Origin of the sequence: Paenibacillus maysiensis (genome assembly GCF_000520815.1) — a bacterium.
In the GTDB taxonomy this organism is placed as follows: Bacteria; Bacillota; Bacilli; order Paenibacillales; family Paenibacillaceae; genus Paenibacillus; species Paenibacillus maysiensis.
Genome location: NZ_ASRY01000315.1, coordinates 16,026 through 33,861 on the forward strand (window position 1 = coordinate 16,026; position 17,836 = coordinate 33,861).

Annotated in this window: 16 protein-coding genes and 1 other RNA gene; 4 read left to right on the forward strand and 13 right to left on the reverse strand. The window is 43.2% G+C overall.

From position 1 onward, the window contains the following. The first annotated feature begins 116 nt into the window (after positions 1-116). The 3 genes from rnr to ssrA all read left to right on the forward strand — a co-directional run bounded on the left by rnr (position 117) and on the right by ssrA (position 4,194). The gene (gene rnr / locus L696_RS0124940) at positions 117-2,744 is read left to right on the forward strand and encodes a ribonuclease R (protein ID WP_025686046.1); all 2,628 of its coding nucleotides are present in this window, start codon (positions 117-119) and stop codon (positions 2,742-2,744) included. 266 nt (positions 2,745-3,010) lie between these two features. After that, positions 3,011-3,490: an SsrA-binding protein SmpB gene (gene smpB, locus L696_RS0124945; protein WP_014279183.1), complete on the forward strand. Its 480-nt coding sequence runs from the start codon at positions 3,011-3,013 to the stop codon at positions 3,488-3,490. 339 nt (positions 3,491-3,829) lie between these two features. Further along, positions 3,830-4,194: a transfer-messenger RNA gene (gene ssrA, locus L696_RS29935) on the forward strand. Here ssrA and L696_RS0124950 read toward each other — a convergent pair. The 9 genes from L696_RS0124950 to L696_RS31590 all read right to left on the reverse strand — a co-directional run bounded on the left by L696_RS0124950 (position 4,155) and on the right by L696_RS31590 (position 14,393). Beyond that, positions 4,155-5,714: a recombinase family protein gene (locus tag L696_RS0124950; RefSeq protein ID WP_025686047.1), complete on the reverse strand. Its 1,560-nt coding sequence runs from the start codon at positions 5,712-5,714 to the stop codon at positions 4,155-4,157. The two genes, ssrA and L696_RS0124950, sit on opposite strands and share 40 nt — an antisense overlap. A 210-nt stretch (positions 5,715-5,924) precedes the next feature. Beyond that, on the reverse strand, positions 5,925-6,092 hold the full coding sequence (locus L696_RS30710) for a hypothetical protein (protein ID WP_155985470.1): 168 nt from the start codon (positions 6,090-6,092) through the stop codon (positions 5,925-5,927). Between the two features lie 98 nt (positions 6,093-6,190). Then, positions 6,191-6,640: a JAB domain-containing protein gene (locus tag L696_RS0124965; protein ID WP_025686048.1), complete on the reverse strand. Its 450-nt coding sequence runs from the start codon at positions 6,638-6,640 to the stop codon at positions 6,191-6,193. A 426-nt stretch (positions 6,641-7,066) separates the two neighbouring features. Beyond that, the gene (locus tag L696_RS0124970) at positions 7,067-8,752 is read right to left on the reverse strand and encodes a DUF927 domain-containing protein (protein ID WP_025686049.1); all 1,686 of its coding nucleotides are present in this window, start codon (positions 8,750-8,752) and stop codon (positions 7,067-7,069) included. Positions 8,753-8,944: 192 nt separating this feature from the next. Further along, the gene (locus L696_RS0124975; RefSeq protein ID WP_025686050.1) at positions 8,945-9,487 is read right to left on the reverse strand and encodes a hypothetical protein; all 543 of its coding nucleotides are present in this window, start codon (positions 9,485-9,487) and stop codon (positions 8,945-8,947) included. Positions 9,488-9,583: 96 nt separating this feature from the next. Then, positions 9,584-10,591, reverse strand: a complete 1,008-nt coding sequence (locus L696_RS0124980) for a hypothetical protein (protein WP_025686051.1) — start codon at positions 10,589-10,591, stop codon at positions 9,584-9,586. 370 nt (positions 10,592-10,961) lie between these two features. After that, complete coding sequence (locus L696_RS0124985) at positions 10,962-11,681, reverse strand: hypothetical protein (RefSeq protein ID WP_025686052.1); 720 nt, start codon at positions 11,679-11,681, stop codon at positions 10,962-10,964. A 776-nt stretch (positions 11,682-12,457) separates the two neighbouring features. Beyond that, positions 12,458-14,080, reverse strand: a complete 1,623-nt coding sequence (locus tag L696_RS0124995; protein ID WP_025686053.1) for a hypothetical protein — start codon at positions 14,078-14,080, stop codon at positions 12,458-12,460. 166 nt (positions 14,081-14,246) lie between these two features. Next, positions 14,247-14,393, reverse strand: coding sequence for a hypothetical protein (locus tag L696_RS31590; protein WP_155985471.1), 147 nt, complete (start codon positions 14,391-14,393; stop codon positions 14,247-14,249). Between the two features lie 222 nt (positions 14,394-14,615). Between L696_RS31590 and L696_RS0125005 the strand changes: the two genes are divergently transcribed. Then, a complete protein-coding gene (locus tag L696_RS0125005) occupies positions 14,616-14,978 on the forward strand; it encodes a helix-turn-helix domain-containing protein (protein WP_025686054.1) in 363 nt (120 codons plus the stop codon). A 33-nt stretch (positions 14,979-15,011) separates the two neighbouring features. Here the strand turns inward: L696_RS0125005 and L696_RS0125010 are convergent, their stop codons facing one another. The 4 genes from L696_RS0125010 to L696_RS0125025 form a co-directional block, all read right to left on the reverse strand. Then, positions 15,012-16,052, reverse strand: coding sequence for a hypothetical protein (locus tag L696_RS0125010; protein WP_025686055.1), 1,041 nt, complete (start codon positions 16,050-16,052; stop codon positions 15,012-15,014). A gap of 88 nt (positions 16,053-16,140) precedes the next feature. Beyond that, positions 16,141-16,656, reverse strand: coding sequence for a hypothetical protein (locus L696_RS0125015; protein WP_025686056.1), 516 nt, complete (start codon positions 16,654-16,656; stop codon positions 16,141-16,143). 99 nt (positions 16,657-16,755) lie between these two features. Then, positions 16,756-17,031, reverse strand: a complete 276-nt coding sequence (locus tag L696_RS0125020) for a helix-turn-helix domain-containing protein (protein WP_025686057.1) — start codon at positions 17,029-17,031, stop codon at positions 16,756-16,758. 223 nt (positions 17,032-17,254) lie between these two features. Next, on the reverse strand, positions 17,255-17,617 hold the full coding sequence (locus tag L696_RS0125025) for a type II toxin-antitoxin system RelE/ParE family toxin (RefSeq protein ID WP_025686058.1): 363 nt from the start codon (positions 17,615-17,617) through the stop codon (positions 17,255-17,257). Positions 17,618-17,836: the final 219 nt, after the last annotated feature.

Consider the following 17,836-nt stretch of genomic DNA (forward strand, 5'->3'; position numbering starts at 1 on the left):
GCCTTCGATTAAATTCGTGTATACTAGGGTATGAGTATATAAAGAGCCTTGTATCAGGAACAAGGACCATGCGGATTATTACTGAAAATTAAAGGTCACCCGAGGTGGACGATATTATGATAACAGAGCAACAATTACTTGATTTTATGCGCGAGACCGCATACAAACCTATGACTTACCAGGAGCTTGAGCAGCATTTTGAAATTAAGGATGCGGCGGATTTTCGCGAATTCCTTAAGCTTTTGAACGCGCTGGAGGAAGACGGAAAAATTCTGCTGACCCGGACGAACCGCTATGGTGTGCCGGAACGGATGGATTTGCAGCGCGGACGTTTGCAGGCTCATGCCAAGGGATTTGCTTTTCTGATCCCAGAAGACCGGGAGCACCCGGATGTGTACATTCATGCTAATGACTTAAAGAGTGCGATGAATGGAGACACCGTACTGGTAAGAGTGACGTCGAAGGGACCTTCGGGTGGCCGTTTGGAAGGCGAAGTCGTGCGGATCGTGAAGCGCGCAGTGCTGCAGGTGGTAGGCGTGTTCCAGAGCCAGGAAGCGTACGGCTTTGTTTTGCCGGATGATAAGCGCATTAACCGGGATATTTTTATTCCAAAAGCCAGCTCCAACGGAGCCGTAAACGGTCAAAAGGTCGTTGTGCGCATTGTGAGCTATCCGGAAGGACGAGCTGCGGCGGAAGGCGAAGTGTTGGAGGTACTAGGTCACAAGGATGATCCGGGCGTCGATATTCTATCGGTCATTCGCAAGCATCAGCTTCCAGAAGCTTTTCCCGATGAAGTGACAGAGGAAGCGGAGAAGGCTCCCGATGCGATTACCGAAGAGGAAATTGTACGTCAGGGGCGGCGCGATCTGCGCGATAAAACGATTGTTACGATTGATGGCGAGGATGCCAAGGATCTGGATGATGCGGTTAATGTAGAGCGTCTGCCGAACGGTAACTACCGTCTGGGTGTTCATATTGCCGACGTAGGGTATTATGTGCGTGAGAGTTCCAAGCTGGATCAGGAGGCGTATAACCGCGGTTGTAGCGTGTATTTGGTCGACCGTGTTATCCCTATGCTTCCGCATCGGCTTTCGAACGGCATTTGTTCCTTGAATCCGCAGGTGGATCGGCTGACATTGTCCTGTGAGATGGAATTCAATGAGCATATGAAGGTCGTGAAGCATGATGTTTTCACCAGTGTCATTAAAACGAAGGAACGAATGACGTACACCAACGTTCGCAAAATCCTCGAAGAGGAAGATGCTGAACTGATGGAACGGTACAAGGATCTGGTGGAAGACTTCCGTACGATGAAGGAACTGGCGTTGAAGCTGCGAGCTAACCGGATGCGCCGGGGCGCGGTTGATTTTGATTTTGATGAAGCAAAAGTGATTGTGAACGATGAAGGCAAGGCCGTGGATATTGTTAAAAGAGAGCGTACCATTGCCGAGCAGATTATCGAGGAATTCATGCTGGCAGCCAATGAGACGGTAGCCGAGCATTTTCACTGGCTCAAAGTGCCGTTCCTGTATCGGATTCATGAGGACCCGGACCCGGAGAAGCTGCAAAACTTTATGGCTTTTGCCGCCAATTTTGGACACCAGATCAAAGGCCGGGGGAATTCTATTCACCCGCGTGCGCTGCAAACGTTGCTGGAAGATATTCAGGGCACGAAGGAGCAAACGGTGCTTAGCACAATGATGCTGCGTTCGATGAAGCAGGCGAAGTATGATGCGGAGTCGACAGGACATTTTGGACTGGCTGCGGAGTATTATTCTCATTTTACATCGCCGATTCGTCGTTACCCTGATTTGGTGATTCACCGTGTTATTCGTGAGGTATTGGAAAATGGCGGGGCTTTAACAGCCGAGCGCCAGGAGTATTTGACTGCACGGATGCCAGATATTGCGCAGCAATCTTCCGAGCGGGAACGTGTGGCTGTGGATGCAGAGCGTGATACGGAGCAGATGAAAAAGGCTGAATACATGCTGGACAAGGTCGGCGAGGAATTCGAGGGAATCATCAGCAGCGTAACCAGCTTTGGTATGTTCATTGAGCTGGACAATACGGTGGAAGGCCTGACGCGTCTGAGTGCGCTTACGGACGATTATTATCATTTTGACGAGCAGCATATGGCGTTGATCGGTGAACGTACCTCCAAGGTGTTCCGCATCGGAGATGAGGTTAAGGTTCGCGTCGCGCGCGTGAATATGGAAGATTACACGATTGATTTTGAACTCGTCGATATGAAGCAGCGGCAACGCCGTGAGCGCACGGGTGGTTCAAAGCCAGGCGTTGGCTTTACGCGTGGCGGTGAGGGCCGGGGTAAAGGCAAGCTCAATGAAGGGCGCGATCGTAAGGGTGGTAAGGACAAGGCTGGCAGAGAGCGTAAAGGCGTTCGTGATGCTGCCGGGAAGCCTAAAGAAGCTGGTTCAGGCGTAGGCGGCGGAGGTATTAGTACCGCAGGTCGCACGGGCCGTAGCGGTGGTAACGGAGCAGGAGCTGGCTCAGCCAGCGGCTTCGGTTTTGGCAGCGGCAAGGGCGGTTACAACTCGCCAGCATCAGGTGCGGGTAAACGTAAGAAGAAGACGTCAGCCAGCGGTATTTTTATCGGCGGAGCAGCTACACCAGGCAGTGATGTCAGCCCAAGCGGTGACGGTGCTGTACGTCGTAAGCGGAAGAGCAAGGGTAGCGGTGGTGGCGGTAACAGCACCGCTGGGTTTGTACGGAAAAAGAAAAAGTGAGTGATGTTGATGGTAGCTTACTTTCTTGTTAGATAGATGAATCTTTGGAATCAGTGTATTAAGCTGATCTTTGGTTTGATTACGGCGGTTTCTGTCTGATGTTTTGGACGGAGGCCGTTTCGTTTTAAAGACTTGACCTTTCTTGCTTTTACCGTCTGGATTTTGTTACAATATAGTTCTAAGCGGCTCATTTGCAGTTATTTAGTGAACAGGCTGGAGCTTTCTTTTTACGGAATAGATTACATTAGGAACAAGGAGTGGTATTCATGGGTAAGAAGGCAGACGGGAAAGTGCTCGCCCAGAACAAAAAAGCTTCCCATGACTATTTTATCGAGGATACCTACGAGGCGGGCATGGTGTTAACGGGAACGGAAATTAAGTCTTTGCGTAATGGTCGCTCTAATATCAGTGATGCGTTTGCTACCATTCGTAATGCTGAAATTCACATCCACAACATGCATATTAGTCCTTTTGAACAAGGCAATCGTAACAATCCGACCGATCCGACGCGTACTCGTAAGCTGTTGCTGCACAAAGAGCAAATTCGTAAGCTTATTGGTCTGTCCAAACAGGAAGGCTACACGATTGTGCCGTTAAAGATTTATGTTCGCAATGGCTATGCCAAGTTGTTGCTTGGACTGGGTAGAGGTAAAAAGCAGTACGACAAGCGTGATGCTGCAGCTAAACGCGATGCTCAGCGTGATATCCAACGCGCTTTGCGTGAGAAGCAGAAAATTGCGAGATAACGTAGCTTGAGTCGGCAGACTAAGTGAAGCCAGCGTGTGATTAGGCTGGAGCTATTTTTTAGGAACTACTTCGTTGTTAATTGAATTATTAGGCATGGTACAAATTACGTGAATAAGCTACTTGTTCCTGTAATGGTGCTATTTTATAGAGCTTAAATGGCTTCATTTCGTTTCGTTATGAAGTGTAATATGGTATACTAATGGAGTAGTAAGTTTTCATGTTTTTGTACTTCTGAGTTTGTTCGACTGTTGAGTCTCAGGATTCAGCTTCCGATATAGTATCATGCATGCTTATGCTCCGGTATTTCCGGATTTATCCGTGGAGCCCTTTTATAATAAGGGGGCGTTTATGGATTCGACGGGGATAGTTCGAGCATGGGTAGCGGGTAGTGGGGACGCGTCCGCTTCATCAACGCTAAAGCCTATTAAACGGCAAACAACAAAACAACTACGCTTTCGCAGCCTAAGAAACTGTGTGCGTGCTTCTACCCAGCATCGTCCATGTGACTGGGATAGGGGCTAACAAATAGTGGAATACGCTGTCTCATCTCCGCCTGCGGTGAGCTGAAGAAGATAATCAGGCTGACCCGAAGGGAATCCGGTGACAGGGAGTTCCTAGGGTGACATCAAAACTGTCACTACACCCGTAGAAGCTTATGTGTCGTTATCTTCGGACAGGGGTTCGACTCCCCTCGCCTCCATCGATCAAATCCACAACTTGTAGCTTAAAGATGACTTCTACGTGTTCTTTGTAGACGATCACCTTTTCTACATAGCTGCCGATGAACTTCTTGATCTCAGGAAGATTCCGGCTGGTGATGTGGTCCTGAAAGCCAGAAAGCAGTTGTCGCAGAGCATCCTCTGTGATGGCTGCTTTTTCTTTTACCTGCTGAGCCTCAAGGAGTTTCGTTTCTAGCTCAATCTTTTGCTGTTCCAGTGAGGACAACTTTTCAAGAATGGTAGGATTGTTCAGTCCGCCAGCTACCGCATTTACAATGTTATCGATCTGGCGCTCTACACCTTCCAGACTCTTGTTCAGGCGTTGTTGATCGGCTTTCACATGAGTTTCTTTGGACTTCTGGTACTCATTAAGCTGTTTAGCCAGAAGAGGGATAGCTTCATCGTTAAAAATCTTCTCTTGGAGTTGGGCTAGTACATAAGCTTCAATGTACTCCCGGCGTAATTCGGGATTCTTGCATGCCTTTGTTCGGTCACGGTTGCCGCAACGGTAGGTAACATATTTCAGTTTGCTTCTACCACTGTATTTGGTATTGCCCATCATGGCATACTGAATACCTACGTTTTTCAAACATTCCCCGCAAACAATGAGTCCGCTAAGCAGGTACATTTCTTTTGCCTTGTAAGCGCCAGGTTGGCGCTTGTTTTGATTCATCTTATCCTGTGCCTTCTGAAAATCTTCCTTGGTTACAAGTTGTGGCATACCACCTTCGACACGAATCACATCTTCACTATTTTTATGTCGATTACCATTACGCTTACCAGCCGCATCCTTGCTGTCGGTGAGGTTGAAAATGTAGGTGCCTGTGTACTTTTCGTTACGAAGAATCGTACCCAAGGTGCCTTTGCTGATGGGTTTACCGTAACGGGATTTGTAACTTTGCTCCGTCAGTTCCCGAATGATCTGATTGTACCCGTGACCAGCGAGGAACATAGAAAAAACAGTTTCGACGATGCCGCGTTCCTCTTCATTAATGATGTACTTTTTTGTTACAGGATCTACAGCATAGCCGATGGGAGGTAAGCCGCCTGTATGTTTACATTGGTATGCTGTTTCTTTCATCCCCTTCATGACCTCACGGGCCAAGTTTTTGGAATAGTACTCAGCCATACCTTCCAGCAACGATTCCAAAATGACACTTTCGGGAGAGCCATCTAGGTTTTCGGTGACGCTGTACAGTTGAATACCGTTCAATTTCAGTTTGCGTTTGTATTTAGCACTGTCGTATTTGTCCCGGCTGAAACGATCCAGCTTATGAACGATGAGCACATCAAAAAGACCTTTTTCGCTGTCGAGAATCATTTGCTGAAACTGTGGTCGTTTGTCAGAGGTAGCACTTTTGGCGCGGTCGATATAGATTTTAACGAGTTCAAAGCCTTTTTGTTTACAGTAGGCTTCAATGGCTCGAACCTGAGCGTCAATGGATTCATCCCGTTGGTTGTCACTGGAAAAGCGAGCGTAAGCTACGGCGCGTTGAATGGTCATAAGTATAGTTACCCCTTTCGATGTAGGCGAATGATGATGATGATGAATTTATAAAAGAAGGTGAATCTGAGGGAAAGAGTAGCCTCTCTGTAAAAGGAGAGGCCACAGATAGGTGTAGTTCACAAAAGCGTTAAATCGTTAAAGTGTGTGAATGTGTTCGCGTTCTGAAAAGTCTACCGCTCAGGTATCTTCAGGAACATAACTGTGAGCCTATCGTTTTCGCTTCAAAATGGTATCCAGCATTTCAACGGCAGGTTGGTAGTATGAAATAGTCGTTTCCCGTACCTGATCGGCAGTAATCCAGGAAGAGGCATCGGGATCAGTGCAAAATTGTTTGAGCTTGCGTCTGGAAATACGAGTCGAGTAATGCATTGGCATGAGAACAAAAACTCCTACTTATCTTTTTTTAGATTGGGCGATGATCTCGAATGCCAACTGAGCAGCAGCGACGATCAACGTGAGTATGGCTTGATTCATTACATGAGCCCCCTTTGCTTGAGGCTGACAAACGAGTCATCGCCCAAAATGATATGATCCAGCAGTTCAATACCTAAAATAGCACCGCTTTGTTGAAGCCGCTTGGTCATGTCCAGATCTTCCGTAGAAGGATCTGGCTTGCCAGAAGGATGATTATGACAAGCAATGATGGACGCAGCGTTGGACAGCACCGCTAGTTTAAACGTCTCCCTCGGGTGTAACAAGGACGAGCTGAGTGTACCCAGTGAGACCAACTGTAAGGCCATGGGCTGGTTCTTGGTGTTCAGGGTTAGGACACAAAAGGCCTCCCGGTCACAGTCCCCGATGAACTCTCGGAAAAGGCAAACGGTATCCTCGGGCCTGTGAACCACCCGATCTGCAAAAAGCAAAGATTTCTCTCGAATGGTGTGCAAGTGCAGAACTTGTACACGTTTAGCGGCTTGTTTCATTAATGTTCCTCCTTCAAACAGGCTGTGATGTAGTCTTGTGGTCAGGACTACAAAGATATAATGTCTGTTTGAAAAAAGGGTTGATTCGGTTTTAAACAAAGGTTGTTCCTACTAAGCGTTGGAAGGAAGCCTACTTGTGAAGCGTCTGTGGGCATGTTATAGTTACCAGGCATCAATGAAACCTCCATGATAAAATGTAGTTAATTACTATATCATGGTTATATTAAATGAATGAAACGACGACAAAGACGCCTCTATGCCCCTAAAACAAGAGTTTTTATGTTAATTTGTTTGTTTTTTAGGAAATCTCGCGTGAAAATCACGCCAAGATTCCCGTAGACAAGGATAGAAAAAACCATGAGCCATTAAGGAACATAGGAAAAAATCCCGTTTTCCCGTGGGAATTCGTTTACACCCTGTTTTGCATCATGCTTCGTTTACATCTGCTTCATCTGGATTGAGTCGAATACAATATACGGGTACCGTTGTTGATTCATCGTGAATTTTTCGTTTGCGTGTGTATCGGTCTCCTTCGGTGTCTAGCAAACCTCTGGTTTTCCAATCCTTTAATACCACCTTGGGTTCATCGAAGCCGCCATCCTTCATCCACTGATGAAACACCGATGGAAGAATATAGACGAATCTTTCACCTGACTTTTTATATAATCCACCGAATACTTTACGGTTCTCCAGTACAGCTACATCCATATGACTTCCTTTGCTTCTAATGCGCTTTAGGTCACTGAAGTTAGAACGGTTCATAGCAAATTGTTCGTAGAAGTATTCGAGCGCCTTTGCTCCGAGATCACGGTCATCTTTTACAGCTTTTTCATTTTCTATGAGTAGGTTTTGAATACCCTTCAGATCGAAATCAAGCTGAAGGGCCTCCTTTGCGATTTCTCCCGTGAGCATCAAAATAGCTAGCTTTTTAGCGATGCGTTGGGAAAAATGGCTCTGCTCAGGCATGGCATCTATAATGCGTTGAGTGCATTCCTGCCACATCTTAACCACCTGAGCTCTACCTTTAGCCAATAGAACCGTTGCGAACTTTGGTCCTGCATGTCCATAATTCCGCTGGATGACGTGTTTAATTTGATCGGCGCTCTTTGCATCATGTGTCCATTTGATATGACCAAGCTCTAAAATCCGCATGACAATTCCTATATTATGATTCGCTTTTGAGGTGAGTGCCCGCTCTCCATTGGATACAATAGTTGTACTCCAAGCCCCAGCCTCTTTTAGACGTGATTCTTTATCGAGGCGTCCTTTTTCCTTTCCCCCAGCAAGGTAGTAAGCGATCGTGGAGAAGTCCTGGATATCCGACATGGAAATTTCATCAAGACCAAAAATCAGGCCGAAGTTCCCCACCAAATTTCCAATGATGGCATTTTGAGTAGACATCCAGGTTTGCATCAGTCCGTTCTGGTTCGTTTCAGGATAGCCGAATGTAGAGATGGCCAGTGAGGTTGCTGTTGTTTTACCCTGAGTGCTGAGGCCATAGATATGAAAAATGAGGCTGTCGATCTTGGTTGCGGAACTGATTAGCCCAACCACTGCTGAGGAAAGGCCAATCAGAATTGCTAATTCGAGATTGTGGTTCCCCATCACCCATTTTTCTACAGCCAGTCTCCACTTCTTATAGCTGCCCTTTGGTTGAATGGCTAGCGGACCGTTGTATGTGGAGTTTATCCCAATGGTTTTGTAATGCTTAAAGATCAGTTGGTCACCGTACGTATCCCAGCCTAACTTTTGATGAACCTTGTTTTGAGGCGCATTGATTTCTTCATTTATTAAATGTTTGATGACCTGAGTAGCATTATATTCATATACATCTGCCCCAAGCTTTGCGAGTTCAATGATTTTATTTCTTTGAAAATCAGCACGGCTGATCGTTGTTTCTTTCAGCCGACCATTATATTCAAAAGTTACCGTGAAGGATACTTCTCCTGTATCTATGTTTTCATGCACTGTACGGATCTGAATGGCTTTGCCCACTTTAGACAAGCCCTTCTTTTCACCGCGATCTTCCCAGATGAATCCATCTTTCAGCATAATTTCAGGGTAGAAGATATTATCTTCCTCTAGCGAGTAATCCTGATTTGTATCTGTCATTCTACTTGCTCCTTTCGCTCGCTACTTATCTTTTTGTACATTCATGAAAAATGAACGTGAAAACGGGAAATTTGCTCGAATTCCCTTGCTATGGCAAGGTTGTTGCTATTAAATTTCTTAGTAAATGGCGGTATTTTCCCGTTATGAGGACGGGAAAGTACCTGTGTAAGAAAGCATTGGGTCTGCCTGTTATTAGATACGTCGTTTGCGTCTAGACTCAGGTTGCATCCAGATTTTGTGTGGTTCATCAGTGTCAGATTCAGTATCTTCATATGCATCATCCCAAGATTCCAGATCCAACTCTTCAGTATCCAGCACTTCATCATCATCCAGTTCATCGCTTTCTTCGATCTCATCCGTGTCTTCATCTTTCAGATGACGTTCGAGTTCCTCGATATCCTGTTGATTTAATTTGTTGACCTTTTTGACATTCGTATAAATTTGCTCATTGGCAACTGTGATCTTAACGAATTTTCCAATAATCTCTTCAAGGTCTACATTGATTGATCTGCGCCCTAGCGTTACATTAATCAAAATGTCGAGGGGATCGCGCTTTTTAGGATTAGATACATAACGGTTTCGAATAACTTCACCTGTCAACAGCGTAAACGATACGTAACAGGCTTTGTCGTTAGAAAGATCAGCTTCAACATCTGTGATTTCTGCAGTATACTCACCATCAGGAACAACCTGAAGTTCTGCCTTTTTCCCCTCACGATTGATCATAAAACTCATTGGTATCGACTCCCTTATTTATGATAGGTGGGTAGGAAAGAACCTTTAGGGGTTCTTTCCATCCATTAAAAGATAGGTGCTGTGTTCGTTCCTTGATTAACGCTCTGTCTCGGTCAGGATGAAGGAAAGGCTTCGCAACTCCAAATCATGATTGTTAAAAAAGTGCATGAAAGGCGGGCAGAGCAGTTCACGAATATTGATAATAATATGGGCTATGGTTTCTGCATAAGGCCCTTCAGGAGACATGCAGAGCAAGGTTAGGCAGCCATCCTGTTCCGAGCATTCCAGTACCTCAAACTTCTGGTTGACCAAATTTATAATTGCTGTTGCTGTCGTGTCTGAAGGAATAGCCAATTCAGCACGGGCGAATGGCATAAACAATGCCGTGGAATCAGATGGAGTAAATGGTTCAGACAACTCGACATCAAATTCAAGTGGTTGCTCTAACTGTTTCCTAACTTGAGACTTAAGCCACTCCATTTTACCCTCCAGAATGTAGTCCAAGATCGTTTTCTCCACTTCTGGAACCGAAGGCACTGGATGTGTTAACCCCGTAATCTCCATAAACTTTTTGGGTAAGAAATAACGCTCATAGAAGAATTCCTCCCACTCTGTACCATCCGTAATGCTAGAGAAGTGTACTTCGCTAACCATAAGACCGAGCTCTTTATCAAAGAAGTGGACAATGTTTTGCTTGATTTCTTCTTTTTGTTTACCCTCTAGTTCCATCAAATTAATGGGTATTGGGGGGGACCAAAGAAGATTCAGGCCTGATTCACAGTCAGCGGTAATAAGGTGATTTCCGAAGAGCAGTGTTTCAAGTCGATTACGAGCCTCCGCAATCAATAGGGGGTCCTCAACGGAAGGGAAAGCTTGATGATCCATTCCGTTAATTACTAATAGGATATTGTCCAGATACTTGCCTTGAATAAAGTGGTCGTACTCAGAGGCCAGTGACTTGTTCATTCTGAAGTTAGATTGTACTCTTGCTGCTTGCAACTCATGTAAAGACCAAGATTGATCTTGTCCAAGACTAGAGTTTACGAATACTGGCCAGAGATCATTGTTTTTCAAAAACTGAATTGCTAGAGAATTTGTTGTCATGGTTTCAGCCTCCAATGTGAAAAACAGTGTGGATGTAAACTAATCTGTGTGTCGGTCATTACTGGCTTCGACTGCCCGAAATTTACTCGACAAAAGCGTTTCTTTTTCGGCGCTATTAAGTTTTCAAAAGAGCTAATTACACTTTAAGTTTTCTGCAATTAATCATCACGGAAAGAAATAAAATGAAAATTTTCTGAGTTAATATGAGGACAGATAACTAACCATGAGTAGGAATAAAAATATTACTTTTATATGAGGATATGCGCTATAAAAAGGGAGGAGCCACACACCTTAAAATGTATTAATTACCAACACAAAAAGGATGTGATGACACATCCTTTTTGTGAGAGAAGTGATACTTCTATTAAGATTAAACTGATTCATCTAACATTTTCGCGATTGCCTGTTCAACTAAGTTAAGTCCTCCATAATTAGATTCTATATCTGATTTTTTTTGGGTTAGTTTTTTTTCAAGTAATCTCACTACTTTCAGAGCTACTTCGTTATCATCAGGTATTGAAAAGGTTCCATCTTCATCAACTTCTTCGAGTTCTTCTATGGCTTCATTTTTAAGTTCATCAGTGAATCTTACGAAAAGATCGCGTGCCACTTTTTTTGTAGCTGATAAAATTTGTTTTTCAATATCCAGTCTATCTTTTGAAGGCATTTGTTCAAGTAAAAAGAGGATGCAGTCTCGTAGTTCATCGAATTGGTCATGAACATCTTTGAATTCTAATGCTAATTTGTATTCTTCTGTGTTTTGGATTTTCCCTTTTAGTGAAGAGATAGTAAAAGTATCAATTTCTCTAATTAGATCGTCTCTATGTGACTTAATATCAGATTCGTTACTATTACTGTAAGATCTTTTTTTTGTGACATATGGATCATTATGTATGTTTTTTATAATGGCTCCAAATAAGGCTTCTTGCTCTTCAGTTAATACATACTCCTTAATTTTCTTCTCATTTACTCTCTGAAAGTCTCTTGTATTCAGATTAAAATTTTCACAAATTTGTTTGATGTAATTTATTACTGTTTTTTCAGTTACATAGTATTTTTTAGCCAAATCTTTGCTTGTATAGAGCTTCATGATAGTACCCCTTTACTGTTTTTATTTTTTCTAACTACTAAGATATTAGGATAAACTAATTTTACTCTGAAATATAGTATTATGTCTTTCTATGATCCTACGTGCCGCACGCTGAGCGTCTCAGCGTCATACAAGATTATAATATACATTTATTTATAATTTTGTGTCGTGGAAGTGTGGGATTTTTTTGATCAGAACCATGAATTGAAAAAAAAGAAGAGCCTTCGGAGTAATTACCGATAGCTCTTCGTATTTGATTAATAGAACACATTGGACGGATGAGGTCTCAACTCATACATATATTCAAGAGCGCGACAGTCTCCGAGGGAAATATAGCATACATTCATTGTGTTCTTTCTAGACTTACTCCATAAATGTTGCTGATTTCCGTGTGGTAGGTAAGGTATTATCTTCTCCAGCAACAACCTCAAAGTTCACGAGGCTACTTTTGTCGCCTTGTCCTTTGGTCTGAATGGTGTGTACGCCTGGCGAAAGATAGAGCTCAGCCGAATTGGTTTGATTATTTTTCACCTTCATCACTTGCTCATCATCAATGTAGACCGTAACCTTACCAATTCCATTTAAGAGCCGCCTGTACGTTCCACGTTTATTACAACAAGTTCTTGATTTTTATCTGTTGTGTTTGAAGCATTGTTGTTGCAACTTGTGAGCAATGATAGCCCAAGTATGAGTAAAATGAGAACACTGAAATCTTTCCCAAGACGTTTTATAGTTAAATCCTTCCAAAATAATTAGCTTCGACACAAAGGATATTATTACGCCTTCACAAATAAACCATTAGTATACTTGTATTCCTCGTACAGTCCCTGCGAACCGTATGGAAGTAGGAACTGGTTGCCAGACATTAAAATATCCGATTGTCCTATGCCACTCCACAGCAGTTCTAAAGGGTTAGTTCCCTGCTCCGAAGCCATGAAATTATAGGTGAGTATCCACACGTACATGTCGGCTTGTCCATCACTCGCAACCAAAACAATTTCAGGCGTTCCATCTTGAGTAAAATCATGTTCTTTAACAGCAAGCGAGTAATCAGGCAACAGGTCCCCAAATTCATCAAAGGGACTACTGCCTTCTATGGAAGGCAAGGATATGTTCCAGCCCTGCCCCAAAGCATGATCGACAACTTGTGCTTTCACGCCATTGGGATGATCCAAACCCAGCACAATGTCCATGTTATCCCCATCTAAACGAACAGGATAGGTGAGATCAGCAGCAGGAGGAGTCCAGTGGTTGAAGTCTTTTAAGCTCACTGTTGGGGCGGCACCTCCTGCTGGAGATGGAGTCTGTACTTCCTTCACAGGTGTTGTAGCTACCCACACAGGAGGAGCGGGTTCCTGTTCAGATGATTTGGCTTCGACATTGGTTTGAGCCGGGGGTTCTGACTGAGGGGACGTTGATGTGGAAGAAGTAGAGGCGCTTTCCTGCCAAGCCCCTTTATCCGAGGATGGGTTGCTTCCGTCCAGTTTGGAAGTGACCTCTACTAAAAAGTAAGTCCAGTCCGACAGATCTTGTCCATTTCCGTCAATAGCGTAAGCAACGGGGGTAAATTGATTTTCAGCAAACACTTGAAACACGGTTTGAATGTTGATGCTCACGCCTTGATCGGTGTAGGTGGCTTGGTACATAACGTATTTGTTCACATCTTCTTCGTTGCCGCCCTTGTTGACTTGTTTCCAGACCACATTGCTAAAATACTTGTCATTGCTTAGGGCTTCGTCCATCGTATGATGGGTGCCGCCTGGAACCGCAGCATTTTTAACCCAGGTGACGTATGGGTTATCAAAGCCTCCGCGTGAAGCAATGGCAAACAGTAAAATGAGGATTGCGATAATCCCAGCGCTTACTATGCTGAATATCTTTTTAGGCTTGTTGCTTAGCACTTGGGGAACGATGGAATCTTGTCCCGATTCTGTGTTGTCGGAATGCTTTATTTGATTAATTGTATCTGCTAAAAATTGAACGAATGAGTTTGCATCACCTTTAGAGCCAGTCATGATGTTCAGGTTATTTCCTGAACGTTGTCCGATTTGAATGTTGATGTTAAAGGTGCGCCACAGAAAAAGAGCAGTCAAGAGTAAGGGTAAAAAGTTCATGGTTATCAGAGTGACGAATACAAACAAAATAGCAAACACCAGGTCAAACCAATTAATTTTGGAGCCCACAGCCATGGAATTGATGTTGGTGAGCGAAATGTCCTGAGTCGATGGTTGTAAGGGGAAAGCGCCTAAGATGAAGTTTTGTCTAGTTAGCAACAGTTTTTCGCCCTCGAATGTAACGGTTGTTTTCTTTTTTAAGTACGTAAGATAACTGAAACCCCCGTTCCATTCAAAAGTAAAATTCTTTGGGGTAGGTGGAGCTTGTTCTGCCTTGGTTAGCATGTGCGGTGCACCTTTCTATATTGATTTAACGTAGCTAATGAAAATAAATATAAGCTTTGAGATTTGTATTATTATGAATTAGTCCAGCTTAGTTATTCGTTGTTTTGTGCAAAAGGCCAGCTTCGGGCTGGCCTTGTTTCCTATCTTTGAAAGAAACTTACCAGTGCTACATCCACATATTCCTAAAAATCCATTTTCTAATGACTACAGCGAGTATTGCACCGAATACGATGCCTGAAATGATGCTCGTATCCGTAGAAATAGATCCAATCAGTCCAAGGACTGCTCCCCCAATAGCCCAATTCATTAACATTCAATTCAACCCTTTCAGTATGAAATAGAAGACGATTTTGGCGACTTTCCACCTATGCAGGATACTGATGATATACAATTTGGCCTGCTACTCAAGTACTATAAGTAAGATAAATCCATTATAAAGTACTTATAATACCTTAAACAAGATATTTTTATAGTTTAGTAGTATTACTTAACCTTATTCATTTTAACTACCCTTACTTTATAAGGGGTGCATAGGATGTCTGATTTGTTAAAATTGGTCGGAGCAAGGATCAGGAATTTACGCAAGCAGCGAGGACTTTCTCAAGCAAAGCTTGCAGAACTGTCCGAATTACAGGACTCCTATATTGGCGGCATTGAACGAGGAGAGCGAAACATATCGCTGAAATCAATTGATAAAATTACTTCTGCACTTGAAGTTGAACCTGTCGAAATTTTTAGATTCGGCTCATTAGATGGAATTGAAGGAAATACAGAGAAGCATCATGTTGTAGAAATGCACCGTTCTTTACTCATGGAAAGAAGTTTTGAGGAGGTTGCAATGATTCAAAGAGTTGTGCGCGACATGCTTCACACATTTGATAAAGAAAAGAATAAATAATGTAGTTTTCAATGTAATTTTACGATGATTAGATCAAAGATCATGCTCCTTAATATATTTCTTATTAACAGTAATTTTTGTTCCTTGAAAATGAGTGTAAAACTTCATGTCACGAGTCGATTGGTTGGCTTGTACTGTAAAAGCCTGTTGGAGCGAAGAATCGTCCGTAATGAAGTAATCCCGTCCTTTCTGCTTACCAAACAAGGAAATGAGAGCATATTTAAAGCTTGCGGGATTACAAATGCCTCCAGTACCCAAAGGGAGCAGCTCAACGACCTGTCCTATGGTAAGTTTTTGCCCCACATCAGGCTGTTTATCCAGTAAGGAGAGCAGGCAAGCAAATAGAACATCTGCATTGGAGCGCAAAGTGATTTTCTCCAAGTCGTAGTGTTCTGTTTTAGCGTCATTCCATGAGAATTGCCAGATGTGAGGCTCACTAGTCATGTAGCTGCTATCTACATTTTTGTAAGCATGACGGTTGCCGTAGGCTTTTAGAAAACGGTCGAGCTGAATACGGTTGTGATCACCAAAGGAAAGCTTGGGTAAGATGGCGCGGAAAAAGCTAGTGTAATTTTCGAGGTCAAGTAAGGAGCGAGATAAGTTGCTTCCTCTGTCCTGATGCTGGATGGTTTGAAGCAGCTCGTGCATGGCTTGAATGCGGTGGGGGTCTGTGATTTCATATTCATCGGGGCGCATGAGGTTTAACAGGAAGGAAACTGCCTGGAATCCGTTTGTCCAGTCGGTCAACTGTCCCTCCCAAAATTGTAGGATGTCTTCGGGTGCTGGGGGCATCTTTTCTGTAAATTCCGGCCACAGCTTGATGATGTTTCTAACCACACTACTTTGTGCAGAGGGAAGGTCTTTCCGCTGCCAGCCCCCGAATGTCCAACCAAGTATTTGCTTTAACATCGTCGGTGTCACATTAGCTGGGTCACATAAAAGACGTTTCCATTCTTCCAAAGGATACACGGGATATCTGGCGAAAGGAAAGTGAGATAGATGCGTGTCCATCTGGTCTTGAATGAGAGCAACGAGGGCGCGTTTTTCTTTTTCCGTGAAGGTTAACGTTGACATGGTTTTCGCTCCATTTCTAAATAAGAATAGCGACAGTATGGACATTCACATGCCCGCACCGTCGCTTTTTTGAATTGGAAAGATTCATTTACAGAGTAAAAGGATCATCTTCTTTTGCACTCTGCATGAACAGAATGCGTTGCTCCGGTGTAAGGAAAGGGTCTTCTAGCGCGATGTAATAAGGATCGGCTAACTCATTCACCCAACGCAAGGCATCTGCAATTTCGCCGCCATGAAATACAGGGCTGTCTGACAATACTTCATCCTCTTTTACAATACTTACAATTCCAGTATCCTGGTCTATCGTCACAAACAAGTTCGTACCATCCACGTATCTGTTTGTTCCACACTGATCGGTTGTTCTGATGATCACACGTACAAAAAAGGCCTGTTCGGAATGGAGCGCTTCATGCTCTTCCAAACAGGCGGGTAGGAACTGTTTTTGATTGTGGGTGAACGGCCTAATCGCTAGCGCCATGATCCAAGTGTTTCCGTACGATTCAGGATTATTTACAAAGTCCCCGTTGTATTCAATGACCTCTTTTAGTTTATTTAGTACATTGTCCTCATTTGCCTTTAAACTTCTGCTAGTTCCTTCAGCCATTGTTCGGCCTCCTTGCGAATGGTGTTGAATATATAACAAAAAGAGTCGCTGCATATAATTAGCAGCGACTCTTCGGGCCACGTTTAGCAGCCTGCGTCTTTATTGATCTGACTTTTCTTGAATAACAATTTTGAGATCCAATGCATCAAGAATTCTAAGGAGAGTCTCAATATTATAATTTTCTCCACTTGTAACACGCACAATTTGAGGGTGTTTCATCCCAACGGTATCAGCTAATTTCCGGACACTGAGATTACGATTCCCCAGTTGTTTTTTAATTGCATTAATAATCTCTAATTTTGGTACAGAAATTGCGTAATATTCATCGGGAACATTCAGGTCTTGGAGATCGTAGACAATGGTGTCATTCGTCATGGGTGTAATCTCTCCTTTCTGAAATCCGAATCCCAAAACGCTAATGAGTACTAACAGCTGCTAAAAATATATTTTGGATATCAGCAATTAGTTACTTTTTAAAAAAGGTAATCACTCTCCTTTCTTCTTTTTATTACTTTCTTTGTTTGAAAAATAAAGACCATTAGTTTGTTCTGTTCTGGTTCTTTATCGAGAAATAGGGCTAGTATTCCCGAAGAGAAGGCTACCAGCCTTCTCTTGCGGTGATACGCTCAGCAGTAATAATGTCTCGTTTTCTAATTTTTTCATCTTTTTTTATGAAAAAATGAATAATTGCATACTCTGACCCGGAGAGATGTTTAAATAAAAAACGCCATTCTGTCTTTGATTGCCCTTTAACCTTCAACTCCCAAAATCCAGAACGCTTGGTATTTTGAATTTTCTTACCAAGATAGTTCTTATCTGTTCCGTGAGCATCAAGTAAAGCCAATGCCTCAAGAATTTTCCGTCGTGCGTCTGGGCAGACATTTTGGTTTGCTATCCCGTTGAGAAATGCTTCTTCTGAGAAGACGAGGTTTTTATACTGCTGGATTCGATGGATACTCATCGACACCAGCTCCCCACTTATATTCGATTTTATAAAAGAACACAGAAGGCAGAACCTTCATACAATAGATGGTAACATATTTGTTACCAAGCGTCAATTATTCTTTGAAATTTTTTTGTTGGCATCAGAAGGGAGACTTTTTGAAATGCAGCGCACTATAGGTTCTTTTAGAAGTGGGGATTCACTATTGAAGTTTTAGAAAGATAGGAGGGAATATCC

What these genes read in the sequence shown, in the direction of transcription:
- rnr (WP_025686046.1), top strand. Translation starts at nt 117, where the DNA reads ATGATAACAGAGCAACAATTACTTGATTTTATGCGCGAGACCGCATAC.
- smpB (WP_014279183.1), top strand. Translation starts at nt 3,011, where the DNA reads ATGGGTAAGAAGGCAGACGGGAAAGTGCTCGCCCAGAACAAAAAAGCT.
- L696_RS0124950 (WP_025686047.1), bottom strand. Translation starts at nt 5,714, where the DNA reads ATGACCATTCAACGCGCCGTAGCTTACGCTCGCTTTTCCAGTGACAAC.
- L696_RS30710 (WP_155985470.1), bottom strand. Translation starts at nt 6,092, where the DNA reads ATGCCAATGCATTACTCGACTCGTATTTCCAGACGCAAGCTCAAACAA.
- L696_RS0124965 (WP_025686048.1), bottom strand. Translation starts at nt 6,640, where the DNA reads ATGAAACAAGCCGCTAAACGTGTACAAGTTCTGCACTTGCACACCATT.
- L696_RS0124970 (WP_025686049.1), bottom strand. Translation starts at nt 8,752, where the DNA reads ATGACAGATACAAATCAGGATTACTCGCTAGAGGAAGATAATATCTTC.
- L696_RS0124975 (WP_025686050.1), bottom strand. Translation starts at nt 9,487, where the DNA reads ATGAGTTTTATGATCAATCGTGAGGGGAAAAAGGCAGAACTTCAGGTT.
- L696_RS0124980 (WP_025686051.1), bottom strand. Translation starts at nt 10,591, where the DNA reads ATGACAACAAATTCTCTAGCAATTCAGTTTTTGAAAAACAATGATCTC.
- L696_RS0124985 (WP_025686052.1), bottom strand. Translation starts at nt 11,681, where the DNA reads ATGAAGCTCTATACAAGCAAAGATTTGGCTAAAAAATACTATGTAACT.
- L696_RS0124995 (WP_025686053.1), bottom strand. Translation starts at nt 14,080, where the DNA reads ATGCTAACCAAGGCAGAACAAGCTCCACCTACCCCAAAGAATTTTACT.
- L696_RS31590 (WP_155985471.1), bottom strand. Translation starts at nt 14,393, where the DNA reads ATGTTAATGAATTGGGCTATTGGGGGAGCAGTCCTTGGACTGATTGGA.
- L696_RS0125005 (WP_025686054.1), top strand. Translation starts at nt 14,616, where the DNA reads ATGTCTGATTTGTTAAAATTGGTCGGAGCAAGGATCAGGAATTTACGC.
- L696_RS0125010 (WP_025686055.1), bottom strand. Translation starts at nt 16,052, where the DNA reads ATGTCAACGTTAACCTTCACGGAAAAAGAAAAACGCGCCCTCGTTGCT.
- L696_RS0125015 (WP_025686056.1), bottom strand. Translation starts at nt 16,656, where the DNA reads ATGGCTGAAGGAACTAGCAGAAGTTTAAAGGCAAATGAGGACAATGTA.
- L696_RS0125020 (WP_025686057.1), bottom strand. Translation starts at nt 17,031, where the DNA reads ATGACGAATGACACCATTGTCTACGATCTCCAAGACCTGAATGTTCCC.
- L696_RS0125025 (WP_025686058.1), bottom strand. Translation starts at nt 17,617, where the DNA reads ATGAGTATCCATCGAATCCAGCAGTATAAAAACCTCGTCTTCTCAGAA.